Origin of the sequence: Lysinibacillus sp. NPDC093210 (assembly GCF_044753985.1) — a bacterium.
Classification (GTDB): domain Bacteria; phylum Bacillota; class Bacilli; order Bacillales_A; family Planococcaceae; genus Lysinibacillus.
In genome coordinates, this window is the sequence record NZ_JBIVOE010000005.1 from 31,013 (window position 1) to 46,587 (window position 15,575).

The following is a 15,575-nucleotide window of genomic DNA, read 5'->3' on the forward strand; positions in this document are numbered from 1 at the left end:
AGAAAGGTGAGGATAATTATGAAAACTTCCTATGAACTTGAAACGTTAAAATGGGCAAAAGAAATAGAGGACTATGTAATTGGAATAAGACGAGATCTTCATAGAAACCCAGAGATTGGTTTACATGAAGTAAGAACAATAAAATTAGTGACAGAAGAGTTAAGCAAACTTGGGATTGGCTATGAGATTGTCCCTGACGGTGGCATTATTGGCTTTATCGATGGAAATCAAGCTGGAAAAACTTTAATACTTAGGGCAGATTTAGATGCACTACCGATGAAAGAGGAAGATACTAATTTAAAAATGAAAAAAGTAGTCGTTTCTAATACCGATGAAGCTGCACATACTTGTGGACATGATGGACATACGGCCATGCTATTAGGTGCTGCGAAAATTTTAAGTCAACATAAAGACAAAGTGAAAGGTAGAGTGCTACTCGCTTTTGAGCAAGGGGAAGAAATGGGCGGAGGCATTTTTAACCTTTTAAAGCGATTATGCGAAATTGGGGCAGACGGTGTTTGGGGCATCCATTTAAAATCTGATATGCCGACAGGCAAGATCTCTGTTGAAGCAGGACCGAGAATGGCAGCCTCGTTTAGTTTTAACGTTGTGATAAAAGGAAAAAGTGGTCATGGCTCACGACCAGATTTATCAGTTGCGCCATTAGATTGTTTTACAGACTTTTATAGTAATTTGAAAGCGATGCGATTAAACTCTCTAGACCCGTACAAAACGATTACTTATTCAATCGGAACAATAAATTCGGGTACTGCAATAAATATTATCCCAGAAAATTTACAGTTTTCGGGCACTGCAAGATATTTGGATTTTGAACAAGGGGCTCATGCGGCAAATGAATTTAAGAGAATACTAGAAAAGGTTTGTGAATTGCATCATTGTACTTTTGAATTTATTACAGAGCCTAAGGAATGTGATTTAATTGTCAGCAACCAAAAAGATTGTGCTCAACTAGCCATTGCAGCAGTAGAAGGTGCAGTTGGGATAAATGCTTTGCACTCCACACCAGCGTGGATGGCTTCCGAATCATTTGCATTTTACGAAAAGTATTTTCCTGGTGTCTTTGCATTCGTAGGTATACAAAATATAGAAAAAGGAATGGGGGCAGAACATCATAATGTTTATTTTGATATCGATGAAGATGCATTAAAGCTTGGTGTAGCGGCTACTGTTCAATACACAATTAATTTTTTAGATAATGAAATTCCAATAGAATTTACGCCTGATAAAAGAGATATTAAAAGTTTATTTGTTGAAAACGGATTTGTGCAGTTAGTAAGACAATAAGCTAAATTCAAAAATTGATTGAAAAAAGGAGATAGAAAAATGACACGAAAAAGACTTTGTTACTTACTATCGTTCATTGCGTATTTAGGAATGCCTATAGGAATCCCCTTTATAAAAAGTGCTGAACCTTACGTTTTAGGTCTTCCATTTCTGCTATTCTGGATGGTTTTATGGATTTTGTTAGGGACAGGCTTAATGCTTATAGTGCACCGAATAAATCCTAGTGCGAGAGAGGAGCTGGAATAATATGATTATATCAGTAGGAATCATTGCATTTTTCTTATGTGTTGCTTTACTTTTAGGTGTTATAGCAAGTAGAGGAAAGGATATGAGCCTAGAGCTATGGAGTGTTGGTGGCAGAGGATTTGGCTCAATTTTCATTTTTCTATTAATGGCTGGCGAAATATATACAACTAGTGCATTTTTAGGTATTAGTGGCTGGATGTATGGAAAAGGCGGCGCTGCATTTTACAATATTATGATGCTGAACTACGTTATTGCATATTGGTTAACACCTAAAATATGGGCTTATGGAAAGAAACATAAATTACTATCGCAATCTGACTTTTTTGAAAAGGCCTATAAAAGTAAAGCGCTTGGCATGCTTGTAGCTGTTGTAGGGTTAGCGGCTTTAATCCCTTATTTAATTATCCAACTAAAAGGTCTAGGTATTATTGTTTCTGAAGCTTCCTATGGTGCAATTGATCCGAAAATTACGATTTGGATTGGCACAATTGCTATGATTGTCTATGTAATGGTTTCCGGCATTCATGGGTCAGCTTGGACAGCGGTTATTAAAGATTTTCTTATTCTTGGTGTCGTGTTATTTTTAGGGATTTACTTACCTTTCCATTATTATGGGGGCATTCAACCAATGTGGGAGGCAATAGAGGTTGCTAATCCAGGGTTTTTATCGCTGCCAGACTCAGGGTTGAGTGCATCATGGTATGTATCAACGATGATGTTGACATCATTAGGGTTTTATATGTGGCCACATACATTTGTTGCTACATTTTCAGCGAAAAGTGGGAATGCGTTAAGGAAAAATGCGATTATGCTCCCTATTTATGCTTTATTTATCTTATTTGTTCTTTTTGCGGGAGCAGCAGCTATTTTACAAGTTCCAAATCTTTCAGGTGGGAATGTAGATTTAGCCTTATTTAAAATTTCCACACAAACATTTAATCCAGTTATCGTTGGCTTTATTGGTGCAGCAGGGCTGTTAACTGCTATTGTGCCAGGTTCATTAATCTTAATGTCCGCGGCAACGCTCTTTGCAAAAAACATTTTAAAACCGCTTCGACCTCAAACTACTGATCAGCAAATTGGAATCATTGCACGATATACAGTTCCTGTGGTTGCATTAATTGCATTGTACTTTACGTTTAGTGGTGGTGGTGCTATTACATTATTATTCTTAATGGGTTATGGTCTTGTTACTCAATTTGCACCTGCCGTTATTTTTAGCTTTTTAAAGAAAAACCCATTCACAGTACAAGGCGTATTTGTAGGGATCATAGTCGGTGTGGCGATAGTTGGTTGGCAGGCTGCTACTGGCACAAATTTAAGTAAACTGTTCCCAACTTGGCCATCTTATTTGCAAGACATCAACATCGGTTTCCTTGCATTAGGCGTTAATATATTTGTAAGTTTAACTGTTAGCGTATTTACTAGAAAAGGAATCGTTATGACTGACGAGTCTTCCAACGAAAGTGCAGTAGAAAGTATTTCATAATTATTAATATCTGAAAATTCTGAATTAAAAATGAACTAAAAGATAAATGGAGGCATTTCTAATGGAGAATAATAGTCTATACCAAAAATCATCTATTCGTAGATTACCTGAGCTTGCAAAACTAACACCTGAGACATTTAAAGCATTTGCTGAATTCGATAAATTAGCGCTTTCTGATGGCATAATTCCTAAAAAAACGAAGGAGTTAATTGCGATTGCAGCTGCGCATGTCACTGGTTGTCCTTATTGCATCGATGCTCATGTTACGAATGCAAAAAAATTACAAATTTCTAAAGAAGAAATGGCAGAAGCTATTATGGTAGCCACAGCTTTAAAAGCTGGCTCTGCTATCGCGCATAGCTTAAATGCATTACAGGCATATGATGGAGAGCATAATGAAGATTTATATCAAAAATCAAATCTTGCTCGTTTTAAAGAACTGAATCAATTAAGCCCTGAAGCTTTTCGTGCATTTAATAAGTTTGATTTAGAAGCATTAAAGCCAGGACTTTTAAGTAAGAAAGACAAAGAGTTAATCGCTGTTGCGATTGCCCATATAACTGGTTGTGCATATTGTATTGAAATTCACGTCAAAAATGCAAAGAAGTTAGAAGTTTCCCGAGAAGAATTAGCAGAAGCGATATTTGTTGCTACCGCGCTAAAAGCTGGCTCGGCGCTTGCTCATAGTGTTAATGCACTTAATGCGTATGACTTGTAACAATAAACAATTAGAAAAAGGAAGTTTTAGCAAACGGCATAAATCATTTATACGGTCGGACAAGGCTCCGAAAGCGATTGGACTCTATTCACAAGGGGGAATTGTAGAGATAAGTCGACTTCCAAAAGATGTACTCGTAGAAATCGAAGTCATTGCAACATTTAAAAACTATATATAATTATTTTAAAACTATGAGACATAACCTATCAATTTTAGGGAATGTCTCTCTTCGTTTTATTTCTTTAAGCCTGCTGCAAAAAAAAGGACTATTTAGCGTAATGGTGGATACTATTTGCGCCATTTCTTGTGGAGTTTCTTGGCGATCTTCCAGCAACCATTGTTGTAAAACGCCAATATGTGCTGAGGCAATATAACAAACTAAATAATCCATGAACAAAAATTTATTATTAATAGTAGAATTTTTTATTGTCTTTTAAGTTGATTGGAGTGAAGGGCTGGGGACTCCTGCGGGAAAGCGCTAGCCCGTAGCGGAAATCAATTGCAGTAGTCTTCTTTTTATACAGTAGATTCCATATAAATAAACACTATCAAAAAGATAAATATAGAATATTCTGTTAACTGGTGATAAAATTACAATTATAAACATATAGTACAAGTTAAAAGTCTTACTGTTCGTATTTTTTTCAAGGAGGTATTCATGATAAATAAAAATGATTACGAGAATGTTGCCTTTAACCAATTGGAAATGCTTCGAAATGAAATTAATAGAACGAAAATGAATAGAAATTTATTCAATAAAATTGATAACTATTATGTACTTTGTATTTATGAACAACAGAAAATTGCGAGTAATGATAATACGACTAAAGCTATTACATTGACTAAAAATGTAATCTCCAGTTCTTTTGTTATTTGGGATCGTACCTATAAAGAAAGTGAACAATTATTCATGAATTTACGGATTTCTTCTAGAAATCGCGTAATTACTGAAATAGCAAAAAACATTGTTTCGTTTTTACTGCAAAAATACGAGGACCAGCTAAACGAATCACAGAAGCGAAAATCAACACATCGTAATGCACTTCAATTTGAAAAATATGTTCATCGAATGGAGCATATTATCAAAGCAAACACCTTTCTTGGTGAAGATACTGCATGGGAAGAGTTTTGCTCTTGGTTTCAAGTTTATCTAACAGAATGGATTCTTGAGGAGCTAGAAATTTTAATTGGCTATGAAATGATGGACCAGATGAGCAATCAGGAATTAAATGAAGTATTTTATCAACAAATGACGAAAAATCTGTCATCAAATGATACGTTTATTTCAAAATATACAAATATAGTGAACAACTATATGACAGAATGGTTTCATAATATTATTGAATCAATGAAGCTAGCGATTTTAACAGTAGAAGAAATTGAATCTATGTTGCAAATAACTACACCTAAGAATCAGGATGCCCTGCCTCTTAGTAAAACTATCGCTCTTTCATTAGGCGTAGAACATCATCTGCATGTCATGAATAATGCTCCTTATCAATATGTGAGGGAAGCACTATATAAAAACAGTTTTCAAAACATAGAAACTACACCATGGCCCACAACACCTTTATATAAAGGCAATTTAGAAGGGATTATTCAAATACGTCCATATCACACTACTAAGAACCCATTCGCTACACAATTGTTGATTGAGAAAGCACATAAGCAAGCGCAAAACTTAACAGATTTAGACGTAGATATGTTTGATGCATTATGTAGTATCTTTTTATCAAAAGCACGCTATACAGAAGATATCATAGAAATACACTTTACTGATTTATTGGTGATTCGCGGTCTAAAGCCGAAGCTAGGAGGTGAAGGGAGAAGAGGCGGTTATGAGCAACAACAAAAGGACAAGGTTTTGCAATCGCTTACAAAAATTCAGAGTTTATGGCTTGAATTAAATAAGGCAACGGTTTATGAAAAAGGAAAAGCTGTTCAAACGCAGCTTCAAGGACGAACATTCCTTTTTGTCGATTATAATCGAAATGAATATGATATCGCACAATTAGATAAACAAAAAACATTTACATTTACAGTTGATAAAGTTTTTACAAAGTATTTGTATGGATCAGGACGACAAATTGCCCTTTTACCTATTCAAACGCTCCATTACAATCCGTACAGTCAAAAATGGGAAAAAAGATTGGCGAGATATTTTAGTTGGCGATGGCGAACACAAGCAAGAAAGGGCGATTTCTTGCAGCCAAATAAAATTCGCACTTTACTAGAAGCAATTGGTGAAAATGTAAATGAACGCACCCCATCACGTACGAGAGACCGCTTAGAAAAAGCATTGGATCAATTGCTTGAAGATGGCGTACTGTCTGCATGGCATTATCATAAATGGGATGAGACAATTGCTAATAATAAAGGTTGGGTTCGGCTATGGTTAGATTCAACCATTCTTGTTGAACCACCTGAAATTATAAAAAATCAATACCGTTCTATCGAAAAAACAAAAAGTACAACTCATTATGCCCTAGATTTCCAAGACAGTGCCCAACATAAAGCGAAAGGAGCCACTATTGGCAATCAATTAAGAGCGATACGCAAGCAATTTAATTTGTCTCTTTTACAAGTTTCAGAAGAACTTGAAATTTCACCGTCTTATATTAGTAATATAGAAAGAGGGATTAAAACCCCCTCGGTCAAAATCCAAAATAATATAAGTCGCTGGTTGCAAAAGTTTATTTAAAAGAATATTAGAATGTTACAACTGCCTTCATATATCGAGCAAATACGATATAAAAAGGCAGTTTTTTTATTTGTCGCCATATATCTTCTATTTTCATTTTTTGCTCCTTTCACCATTTCTAGGCTGTTATCTTGTACATTAATAATCATCTAAATGGCGTATATTCGTTTTTTAGCTTTTATCCTTCCCGTAAGTCGAGGTTATCGAGCGTAAAAGTCGTGAGTAATGTGTACAAGAAATAAAATACAAATATTTGACCCCTTGCTATACGTACGTTTTCCAGATGTTTTTCTTTTTTTTACTCCCTAATAATTAAATCATTTTACATGCATTTGTTTTCAGAATATTTAAAATGAGTTCGTTACAATAGACAACATAATCGTTTGTTTTTCTATTATTCGAAACCGAGGTGAAATAATGAATAAAGAATTGAAAGCTTATGAATCGCTAGAACCATTGTTTAATCCAAAGTCTGTTGCAGTGCTTGGTGCTTCCACAAATCCATATAAAATTGGATACATTCAATTGAAAGCGCTTATAGACGGCGGTTTTGCTGGAGACATTTATCCTATTAATCCGAAAGCTAGTGAAATAGAGGGCCTAACTTGCTATCCTTCAATCACAGCTGTCCCAGGGGAAGTAGATTTAGCAATATTTTGTGTAGGTGCAGAACAAATTCTGGACAATCTCAAGGCCTGTGCGAAGAAGAATATAAAAGCAGCAATTATTTTCGCATCTGGATTCTCTGAAACTGGGGAAGAGGGTGTACTGTTACAGCAGGAGTTAGCTAACATTGCAAAGGAAAATGGCATCCGAATCATAGGTCCAAACTGTGTTGGATTAGTGAATACAACGAATGGAATGATCGGCACATTTTCACCAGCCATTTTGGCAGTACCATTACATGAAGAAAAAGCTGTGGGCTACGTTTCACAAAGTGGCGCATTTGGTGTATTAACGTATATGGCTGCAGCACAAAATGGTTTAAGCTTTAATTATTTTGCAAGTGTCGGAAACGAAATGGAAACAGAATTTTCAGATGTAGTAGAATACATGATTCATGATCCAAAAACTAAAGTCATTACCGGTTATTTAGAAGGGGCTAAAGATACTAAGAAGCTTCGACGTTTAGCAAAGGAAGCACTTAATCTTAACAAGCCAATTGCGTTGATGAAAACAGGAAAAAGTTCAGCCGGCAGCAGAGCAGCGGCTTCACATACAGGCTCTCTTGCAGGATCAGATTTAGTTTATGATGCGTTTTTCAGACAAAGCGGTATTGTTAGGGTCGATGACTATGAAGATATTATTACGTTTTCAAAATTATTTTTATCTAATAGACTTCCACAAGGGAAAAATACAGTATTAATAACTAGCTCGGGTGGACGAGGTATTAACGAAGCAGATCGTTGCGAAGGGCTAGGATTAAATATTATTGCGCTAAGTGAAAAGACAAAGGCAGAAATCAAAAAGCATGTTCCATCTTACGCAAGTGCAATCAATCCAATTGACTTAACAGCAGCCGCTTCAGTAACGAATCCAGAATTATATATAGCGCCACTTCGAGCGCTTGTAGCCGATCCAGAAGTTCATAATATTATCCTAACTGAATTTCCGTTGTACTGGGAAGCAGATAATCCATACTTACAGGAGTTTATTGATATATGTAAAAACTCAGATAAATTCGTCTTTATTACGACATTCCCATTAGAAGGCATGTCTGTCCCTAAAGGAAAAGATGAACTTGAGAAAAATGGCATTCCTGTCATTCCAGGTAATTTAAATCCAATCAAAGGCTTAGCAAAGCTTGTAGAATATAGCGAAAGTTATAGAAAGCATCAACAAGCAACGGTCCAAGAAGAGGATTCACCTAAAAAACGTATAGACATGTCACATGTAACTGGCTCGACTTTAAGTGAAGCCCAAGCAACTGACATTTTAGATCTTTATGGGATTCCAACAACAAAACGAACTGTCGCTACGACGGCTGAGGAAGCTGTTTTGTTTGCGAATACGATTGGTTATCCAGTCGTGTTAAAAGTTGATTCAGCAGATATTCCACATAAAACCGAGGCAGATGCAATTCGACTAAATGTTCAATCAGCGAACGATGTAATGAAAGCGTTTACTGAAATTTATCACAATGCAAGAAAATATAAAGCAGATGCTGAAATCAACGGTATTTCTGTTCAGGAAATGCTTCCTGAAGGTACAGAGGTCATTATAGGTGCAACTAAGGATCCGAATTTCGGTCCAGTAGTTATGTTTGGGTTAGGCGGTATTTTTGTTGAAGTATTTAAAGATATTTCATTTAGAGTGGCGCCACTAACAAGAGCCGATGCCGTTGAAATGATTGAAGAAGTTAAAGGCAAAGCACTTCTGACAGGAGCACGTGGAAAAGCGCATGGCGATATTGAAGCCATCATTGACGTATTACTGAAGGTATCGAAGCTTGTCACTGAAAATGAAGAAATAATAGAAGAATTAGATATTAATCCATTAATCGTCTATGAAGACGGCGTAAAAGCAGCGGATGCCATGATTGTCGTACAAAAAGATGTGTACGAAAAGTCAGTAGTTAGGGGGTAATAATATGGAGCTAGATCAAAGCTTAATTGGTTTAACAGGACCACAATATGTTTTTGAAGTAGAAAAAAGACACATTCGCCAATTTGCCGAAGCAATTGGTGATCCTAATCCATTATACGTGGATGAAGAATATGCAAAATCAACGATATATGGCAGCATAATTGCACCACCAAGCTTTCCAGTCGCGATAGCAGCTGACAGTGGGCAAGGAATTAATTTGCCTTTGGATTTTAGTCGCATGCTACATGGAGAGCAAGAGTTCATTTATCATCGTCCGATTCGCTCAGGTGATCGTTTGCACTGCCAAATGAAAGTGACTGATGTATATGAAAAAGAAGGAAAAAATGGGCCAATGCAGTTTTTAGTAATGGATACAGAAATGAAGGATGAAGAAGGCGAGCTAGTCGTAATTAGTCGTACAAATATCATTTATCGTGCTGTAGCGAGTAGTAAAGCGTAAATAAACTGTTGAACGAAGATACTGATGTCTTCGTTCAACTTTTAATCCATCACTAAAGGGGGAAAAAATCATGCTTCAAATTAAAAATTTACATGAAGGACAAAAGCTCGAACCACTTTTGAAGCCTGCTGTTACAAAGGTACAGCTTGTGAAATATGCCGGTGCATCAGGGGATTTTAATCCGTTACATACAGACGATGCATTTGCTCAAAGTATTGGGATGCCAGGGGTTATTGCACATGGCATGCTTGTAATGGGCTTTCTTGGTCAGTACATGATGGACCTAGCAGGGACTTCTGCTGCACCGACGAATTTTAAAATGCGCTTTGGTGCGATGACAAGACCTGGTGACGAAATTACATGCTCTGCCATTGTTAAAAAAATTTATGAAAACGAAGCTAAACAATTCGTTGATTTAGAACTATATGCGGAAAAAGCTCCAGGAAAAGTAGTTGGATTTGGAGAAGCGACATTACAAATGATTTAACAAATGGAAATAAGGAGGTTGGCAATATGGCTACTATTAAAGATCGCTATGCCATTGTAGGCGTAGGAGAAAGTGAACGTTCGAAAAATTCAGGTACAACACCTTTACATTTAGCATTAGACGCTGCCCGTGCTGCATTAAAAGATGCAGGTTTAGAAGCGAGAGAAATCGATGGCTTTATGAGCTACTCTGAAAATGATTCATGTACATCCCATCAGTTAGCAACATATTTAGGCGCGCGACCGAAATATGTCAAAGATATTATGGGAGGCGGAAGCAGTACAGAAATGTTAATTGCAGATGCCATCGGATTAATTGAAACAGGTCAAGTCAATACCGTGCTAATTTATCGTGCAATGAATGGCCGCTCTGGCGTTCGTATGGGCGGCGGTGGCTGGGATGTAAATATGCTTCAAGGGGCAATGGATGGCGGAAGTTTTTTCATTCCGTATGGAGCAGGTGGACCAGGTCAATGGTTCGGCTTATTCGCAACGCGTCACATGCAACAAACAGGACTTACACACGAACATTTAGGGCACGTCTGTGTTAGCTTTTATGAGCATGCACAACGAAATCCAAAAGCATTCTTTTATGGTAAGCCACTATCAATGGAAGAGTATTTAAAGACACCACCTTTAAGCTATCCATTCAATAAACATGATTTTTGCTTAGAATCAGACGAGGCGAATGCCATTATCGTCACATCCGCTGAGAAAGCAAAAGATTGCAAGTCAAGACCTGTCTATATTATGGGCATTGAAGCGAGACGAACTGTATCACATGCGCATTACTGGACGAATTTAGATGAAGTGGCATCAGACTTCGTCGCACCTTCCCTTTATAAAAAAGCAGGAGTTACACCACAGGATATTCAAGTCGCTTCGATTTACGATTGCTTTAGTTGGGTGGTATTGCGCCAATTAGAAGCATATGGCTTTGCTGCACGTGGCGAAGTAGGGGATTTCGTTGCAAGTGGCAATCTGAAAATGGGTGGCAAGCTTCCTACAAATACAGCAGGGGGCATGCTATCGGAAGGTTACACGCATGGCATGAACAATGTACTTGAAATTGTTCGTCAAATTCGTCATGAGTACAAAGGTACAGATCGTCAAGTTGAAAATTGCGAAATTGGCATTTGTACGGGCTGGTCTGGCCCAGATATTGCGGGTGCAATGATTTTAAGAAACTAGGAGGGAAAATCATGAGTTATCAAAAACCAATTCCACTTAAAACACAAGACAATCAACCATATTGGGATGCAGCTGATCGGCATGAGCTAGTCCTACAAAAATGTGAAACATGTAATTCGTATAATCACCCACCTGGACCAGCTTGTGCAAAATGTGGTTCCACAGAACTTAGCTGGGAAAGTCAAGGTTCGGATATTACGGGAACTATCTATTCGTATGTTGTATCATATCGCCCGTTCCTACCAGGTTTCCAAGATGATTTACCAACGATTATTGTTGTCGTACAACTAGACCATTTGAATGAAGTAAAAATAATTGGCAATGTGCTTGCATGTCCACCAGAGGATGTAAAAATCGGCATGCCTGTAAAAATGACTTGGCAGGATATTACGGAAGATCGAGCTCTTCCACAATGGATACAAGCATAACAGATTAATATCGTTTTAATAGGAAGGAATGATTACATGGATTTTTCATTTACGAAAAAGGAAGAGCAATTTCGTCAAGAGTTAAGAACTTGGCTGGAAGCGAATTTACCAGATGGATGGTTACAAGGCGAAGTGCAATTAGATAAGGAATCAAAAGAATATGAGCTATTTTTACGAGATTGGCAAAAGAAACTATATGAAGGCGGTTGGGCAGCGATTGCATGGCCTAAACAATATGGTGGACGCAATGCAACGCTGATGGAGGAGATTGTCTATCAACAAGAAATGGTGCGTGTCAAAGCACCACCATTAATAAATTATGTAGGTCTTCATATGGTTGCACCGACATTGATGCAAATCGGTACGGAAGAACAAAAGGAAAAATATATCGAGAAAATCATTACAGGTGAAGAAGTTTGGTGCCAAGGTTATTCAGAGCCGAATGCTGGTTCAGATGTAGCAGCTATTCAAACGACTGCTGTAAAAGATGGTGACCGTTGGATTATCAATGGGCAAAAGGTTTGGACGAGTTTCGGTCATGTAGCGGATCGCTGCTTTTTAATTACAAGAACGAGCCGACTAGAGAAAAAACATAAAGGTATTACAGTATTCCTTCTCGATATGCATCAGCCAGGGGTAGAAACACGACCAATCGTCTCAATGGATGGTCAAAAAGATTTTAATGAAGTGTATTTAAATGATGCTATTGCGTATGATGCAGAAATTATCGGTCAAGTGGATGAGGGCTGGAAGGTTATCATTGCCCTTCTAATGCATGAACGAACTGGAATTGGTGGCCAAGTCTTTACGCTAGAGCAACAATTCAATGATTTAGTTGCGTTAGCTAAGGAATTGAATGATGAAGATGAGCCGCTAATTAAAAATCCATTCATTCGTAAAACAATGGTAGACCTATACACTCGTTCGCGTGGGTCCCTATTAAACTATTATCGAAATTTAACAAAGCAATTGAAAAATGGTCATCCGGGTGCAGAAAGCTCTATGGATAAGCTACTTGTTAGTGAATTAACAAAAGAACTGTTTGCTCAAGCGATTTCGATGCAAGGTCATCATGGCGTTCTATGGAAAGAAAACGCATTGATGGATCGGTCCTATTGGCAGGATAATTATTTGTACTCTTTTGGTCAGACAATTGGCGGAGGAACAAGCGAAATACAAAAGAATACCATTGCTGAACGAATTTTAGGTTTACCAAAAGATATGGGTCGATAAAAAGCGGGGGTGTTAGATATGGATTTTTCTTTAAATCAAGAACAAGAAATGTTTCGAAACTATGTACGCAAATATTTAGATGATGTTGGACAAACAAAAGTAGCCCGTGAGTTTACAGAAGGCAATACAAGCTCATTTCAAGCGCTATATGCTGGTTTAGCTGAACTTGGCTGTGCAAGTGTGAATGTATCAGAAGAAAATGGTGGTATGGGGCTAGGTCAGTTAGATTTAGTACCTATTTTAGAAGAGACTGGTCGCGCTTTGCTTCCAGGCTTATATTTAGAAACAAATGCTTTAGCTGTACCACTATTAGAGAGATTTGGTACTGAACAACAAAAAGATAAATATTTATCAGCTATTGCTAGTGGTGAGCATACGTTTACTGTTGCATGGTTAGAGCCTGGTGGAAACTACAAGCCTTCAAATGTGAAATTAAATGGCACATTACAGGATGACGTTCTAACGTTGAATGGTGTGAAATCATTAGTACCGGACGTTGAGCTTGCTAATAGCTTACTCGTTCTAGTGCGTACTTCTAAAGGGCAAGGTGCGGAAGGAATATCATTAGTAATCGTGGATTGTGATGATGTGGCGCTACAAGTGCAACCTCAAAAAAACATGGATGAAACCCGTTTACTTGCAGAAGTGACTTTTAATGATGTCCAAGTTTCAAGTGAGCAAATTCTTGGCACCATTGATCTTGGGTGGGACGTACTGCAAGATGGTCTATTATCATTTAATGCAGCCCTCTGCTCATCGATTGTTGGAAGTATGGAAAAAATCGTTGAAACTGCCGTTGAATATGCGAATATTCGTGAACAGTTTAATCAACCGATTGGAAGATTCCAAGCGATTAAACACCGATTAGTCGATATGAAAATGGATTTAGAAACAGCTCGTTCGTTAGCCTATTATGCAAACTGGGCGATTGAAAGTAATGCAGATGATAAAGTAGAAGCGGTTTCAAGTGCTAGATTATTTGCTACAGAGGCATTTATTAAAGTCGCATCTCAAAGTATTCAAATTCATGGTGGGATCGGTTTTACAGAAGAAATTGATTGCCATCTATATGTGAAAAGAGCTCGTTTCTATGAAAATTATCTAGGAAGCACACAGCAATATTATGAGCAGGCAGCAGTTGCCTTAGGTTGGTAGTAGATTATCTTACGTCTTAAACATTGCAAAGGCAGTATGTTGCAATGTTTAAGCAATCTCATATTTGAAAGGGTGGGAAAGACATTGAAAACATTGAATAATTTGAAAGACTATCAAAATGTCATTAACGGTAAGGCAATTCCATCATCTTCAGGTAATAAAATTGATAGCTATGATCCTGCAACTGGTAAGGTGTGGGCAACCATTCCTTGTAGCACTGTTGAAGATGTTGAAGCAACAGTGACAGCTGCTCGTACAGCCCTTCCAAGTTGGTCAGCACTTCCTGCTAGTGAAAGAGCTAGTTATTTACGACGTATTGGCGATATGATTGCACAATATGGCGATGAATTGGCTGAACTAGAAACGAAAGATAATGGTTGGGTTATTCGTGAAACAAAGTTCGGACTTATTCCTATATTATCAGGTATTTGGTACGATGCAGCAGCTGCAGCGACAAATGTTGGGAGCAAGGGTGAAACCGTACAGCTTGGGCCAAACACTGTAGGATTTACAATACGTGAACCTTTCGGGGTTGTGGTAGGCATTATTCCTTGGAATTCAGCATTATGGACTTTTACGGTTAAAGCAGCTGCAGCACTTGCAGGTGGTAACACAGTCATCATTAAACCATCAGAGCTAGCAGCAGCTGCACCGCTCCGCTATGGTGAAATTATTCAAAGTATCTTACCACCAGGCGTATTAAATGTTATTTCTGGTACAGGTACTGAAGTGGGCGATGCGCTTGTCCGTCATCCAAACGTTAATAAAGTAAGCTTAACAGGTTCAGGAAAAACGGCGCAGGCAATCGCCGAGTCTACTGCGCAACATCCTAAATCAATGGTATTAGAACTAGGTGGCAAATCACCGAATATTGTTTTTGAAGATGCTGATTTAGCTAAAGCAGCAAGTGGCGTCACAGTAAATGGTATTTTTACAGGCAATGCAGGACAACTTTGTGTCGGAGGCTCACGTATTCTAATTCAGCGCTCTGTCTTAGATACAATGATTGCTCTAATGAAAGAAGAAATGGCAACACATATTCAATTGGGCAACACATTAGACATGCAAACGCCAATGGGACCAGTTGCCAATGAAATGCAATACAACAAGGTTCGCTCCTATATTGAGCTAGGGCAACAAGAAGGCGGTGAAATCATCGTTGGCGGACGCTTCGGCGGTGCCAACTTGTTACCAGATCAAGTTGATTTAGCGGATGGCTATTGGATCGAACCGACCTTACTAAAAGTAGAAAGTAATAACTTGCAAGTTTGCCAAGAAGAAATTTTTGGGCCAGTTGCTGTCGTGATACCATTTGATACAGAAGAAGAGGCACTTGCTATTGCCAATGATACAGAATACGGATTAGGTGCAGGTGTTTGGACATCTGATTTAAATCGTGCCCATCGAATGATTCGCTCTATCGAATCTGGAAATGTATGGGTAAATACGTATCGCATCGTTGGAACTGAACTTCCATTCGGTGGCCAAAAAGCGAGTGGCTTTGGTACAGACTCTGTACTCGAATTCACGCGTGAAAAAACATGCTATATTCAAATTGGCTAACGTGTAACGACGGA

14 protein-coding genes are annotated in these 15,575 nt (G+C 38.0%); 13 read left to right on the forward strand and 1 reads right to left on the reverse strand.

Annotated features, from left to right (window positions below; translation table 11 throughout):
- Positions 1-18 precede the first annotated feature (18 nt).
- The 4 genes from ACIP9C_RS13445 to ACIP9C_RS13460 all read left to right on the forward strand — a co-directional run bounded on the left by ACIP9C_RS13445 (position 19) and on the right by ACIP9C_RS13460 (position 3,758).
- Positions 19-1,305 (forward strand): amidohydrolase, encoded by a 1,287-nt coding sequence (locus ACIP9C_RS13445; protein ID WP_401011326.1) that lies wholly within the window; start codon positions 19-21, stop codon positions 1,303-1,305.
- Positions 1,306-1,344: 39 nt separating this feature from the next.
- The gene (locus ACIP9C_RS13450) at positions 1,345-1,551 is read left to right on the forward strand and encodes a DUF3311 domain-containing protein (RefSeq protein ID WP_401011328.1); all 207 of its coding nucleotides are present in this window, start codon (positions 1,345-1,347) and stop codon (positions 1,549-1,551) included.
- A gap of 1 nt (position 1,552) precedes the next feature.
- Positions 1,553-3,040 (forward strand): sodium:solute symporter family protein, encoded by a 1,488-nt coding sequence (locus ACIP9C_RS13455; protein ID WP_401011330.1) that lies wholly within the window; start codon positions 1,553-1,555, stop codon positions 3,038-3,040.
- 61 nt (positions 3,041-3,101) lie between these two features.
- Complete coding sequence (locus ACIP9C_RS13460) at positions 3,102-3,758, forward strand: carboxymuconolactone decarboxylase family protein (RefSeq protein ID WP_401011331.1); 657 nt, start codon at positions 3,102-3,104, stop codon at positions 3,756-3,758.
- Positions 3,759-3,936: 178 nt separating this feature from the next.
- Here ACIP9C_RS13460 and ACIP9C_RS13465 read toward each other — a convergent pair whose 3' ends face one another.
- Positions 3,937-4,149, reverse strand: a complete 213-nt coding sequence (locus tag ACIP9C_RS13465; protein WP_401011333.1) for a TetR-like C-terminal domain-containing protein — start codon at positions 4,147-4,149, stop codon at positions 3,937-3,939.
- A gap of 267 nt (positions 4,150-4,416) precedes the next feature.
- On the opposite strand from ACIP9C_RS13465, the gene ACIP9C_RS13470 reads away from it, so the two are divergent.
- From ACIP9C_RS13470 to ACIP9C_RS13510, 9 genes are all read left to right on the forward strand, one after another.
- Entirely contained in the window at positions 4,417-6,459 is a 2,043-nt protein-coding gene (locus ACIP9C_RS13470) for a helix-turn-helix domain-containing protein (protein ID WP_401011335.1), read from the forward strand.
- Positions 6,460-6,876: 417 nt separating this feature from the next.
- Entirely contained in the window at positions 6,877-9,045 is a 2,169-nt protein-coding gene (locus ACIP9C_RS13475; RefSeq protein WP_401011337.1) for an acetate--CoA ligase family protein, read from the forward strand.
- Between the two features lie 4 nt (positions 9,046-9,049).
- Entirely contained in the window at positions 9,050-9,505 is a 456-nt protein-coding gene (locus ACIP9C_RS13480) for a MaoC family dehydratase N-terminal domain-containing protein (protein ID WP_401011339.1), read from the forward strand.
- A 70-nt stretch (positions 9,506-9,575) separates the two neighbouring features.
- Positions 9,576-9,992 carry a MaoC/PaaZ C-terminal domain-containing protein gene (locus ACIP9C_RS13485; protein ID WP_401011341.1) on the forward strand — a complete coding sequence of 139 codons (417 nt, stop codon included), beginning with the start codon at positions 9,576-9,578 and terminating at the stop codon, positions 9,990-9,992.
- 26 nt (positions 9,993-10,018) lie between these two features.
- Complete coding sequence (locus ACIP9C_RS13490) at positions 10,019-11,182, forward strand: thiolase C-terminal domain-containing protein (RefSeq protein ID WP_401011343.1); 1,164 nt, start codon at positions 10,019-10,021, stop codon at positions 11,180-11,182.
- Positions 11,183-11,193: 11 nt separating this feature from the next.
- Positions 11,194-11,610, forward strand: a complete 417-nt coding sequence (locus ACIP9C_RS13495) for a Zn-ribbon domain-containing OB-fold protein (RefSeq protein ID WP_401011344.1) — start codon at positions 11,194-11,196, stop codon at positions 11,608-11,610.
- 36 nt (positions 11,611-11,646) lie between these two features.
- A complete protein-coding gene (locus tag ACIP9C_RS13500; RefSeq protein WP_340824596.1) occupies positions 11,647-12,843 on the forward strand; it encodes an acyl-CoA dehydrogenase family protein in 1,197 nt (398 codons plus the stop codon).
- A gap of 18 nt (positions 12,844-12,861) precedes the next feature.
- Positions 12,862-13,998 carry an acyl-CoA dehydrogenase family protein gene (locus ACIP9C_RS13505; RefSeq protein WP_401011347.1) on the forward strand — a complete coding sequence of 379 codons (1,137 nt, stop codon included), beginning with the start codon at positions 12,862-12,864 and terminating at the stop codon, positions 13,996-13,998.
- An 84-nt stretch (positions 13,999-14,082) separates the two neighbouring features.
- On the forward strand, positions 14,083-15,561 hold the full coding sequence (locus tag ACIP9C_RS13510) for an aldehyde dehydrogenase family protein (protein WP_401011349.1): 1,479 nt from the start codon (positions 14,083-14,085) through the stop codon (positions 15,559-15,561).
- Positions 15,562-15,575 lie beyond the last annotated feature (14 nt).

What these genes read in the sequence shown, in the direction of transcription:
- ACIP9C_RS13450 (WP_401011328.1), top strand. Translation starts at nt 1,345, where the DNA reads ATGACACGAAAAAGACTTTGTTACTTACTATCGTTCATTGCGTATTTA.
- ACIP9C_RS13480 (WP_401011339.1), top strand. Translation starts at nt 9,050, where the DNA reads ATGGAGCTAGATCAAAGCTTAATTGGTTTAACAGGACCACAATATGTT.
- ACIP9C_RS13465 (WP_401011333.1), bottom strand. Translation starts at nt 4,149, where the DNA reads ATGGATTATTTAGTTTGTTATATTGCCTCAGCACATATTGGCGTTTTA.
- ACIP9C_RS13475 (WP_401011337.1), top strand. Translation starts at nt 6,877, where the DNA reads ATGAATAAAGAATTGAAAGCTTATGAATCGCTAGAACCATTGTTTAAT.
- ACIP9C_RS13445 (WP_401011326.1), top strand. Translation starts at nt 19, where the DNA reads ATGAAAACTTCCTATGAACTTGAAACGTTAAAATGGGCAAAAGAAATA.
- ACIP9C_RS13495 (WP_401011344.1), top strand. Translation starts at nt 11,194, where the DNA reads ATGAGTTATCAAAAACCAATTCCACTTAAAACACAAGACAATCAACCA.
- ACIP9C_RS13470 (WP_401011335.1), top strand. Translation starts at nt 4,417, where the DNA reads ATGATAAATAAAAATGATTACGAGAATGTTGCCTTTAACCAATTGGAA.
- ACIP9C_RS13460 (WP_401011331.1), top strand. Translation starts at nt 3,102, where the DNA reads ATGGAGAATAATAGTCTATACCAAAAATCATCTATTCGTAGATTACCT.
- ACIP9C_RS13455 (WP_401011330.1), top strand. Translation starts at nt 1,553, where the DNA reads ATGATTATATCAGTAGGAATCATTGCATTTTTCTTATGTGTTGCTTTA.
- ACIP9C_RS13500 (WP_340824596.1), top strand. Translation starts at nt 11,647, where the DNA reads ATGGATTTTTCATTTACGAAAAAGGAAGAGCAATTTCGTCAAGAGTTA.
- ACIP9C_RS13485 (WP_401011341.1), top strand. Translation starts at nt 9,576, where the DNA reads ATGCTTCAAATTAAAAATTTACATGAAGGACAAAAGCTCGAACCACTT.
- ACIP9C_RS13505 (WP_401011347.1), top strand. Translation starts at nt 12,862, where the DNA reads ATGGATTTTTCTTTAAATCAAGAACAAGAAATGTTTCGAAACTATGTA.
- ACIP9C_RS13490 (WP_401011343.1), top strand. Translation starts at nt 10,019, where the DNA reads ATGGCTACTATTAAAGATCGCTATGCCATTGTAGGCGTAGGAGAAAGT.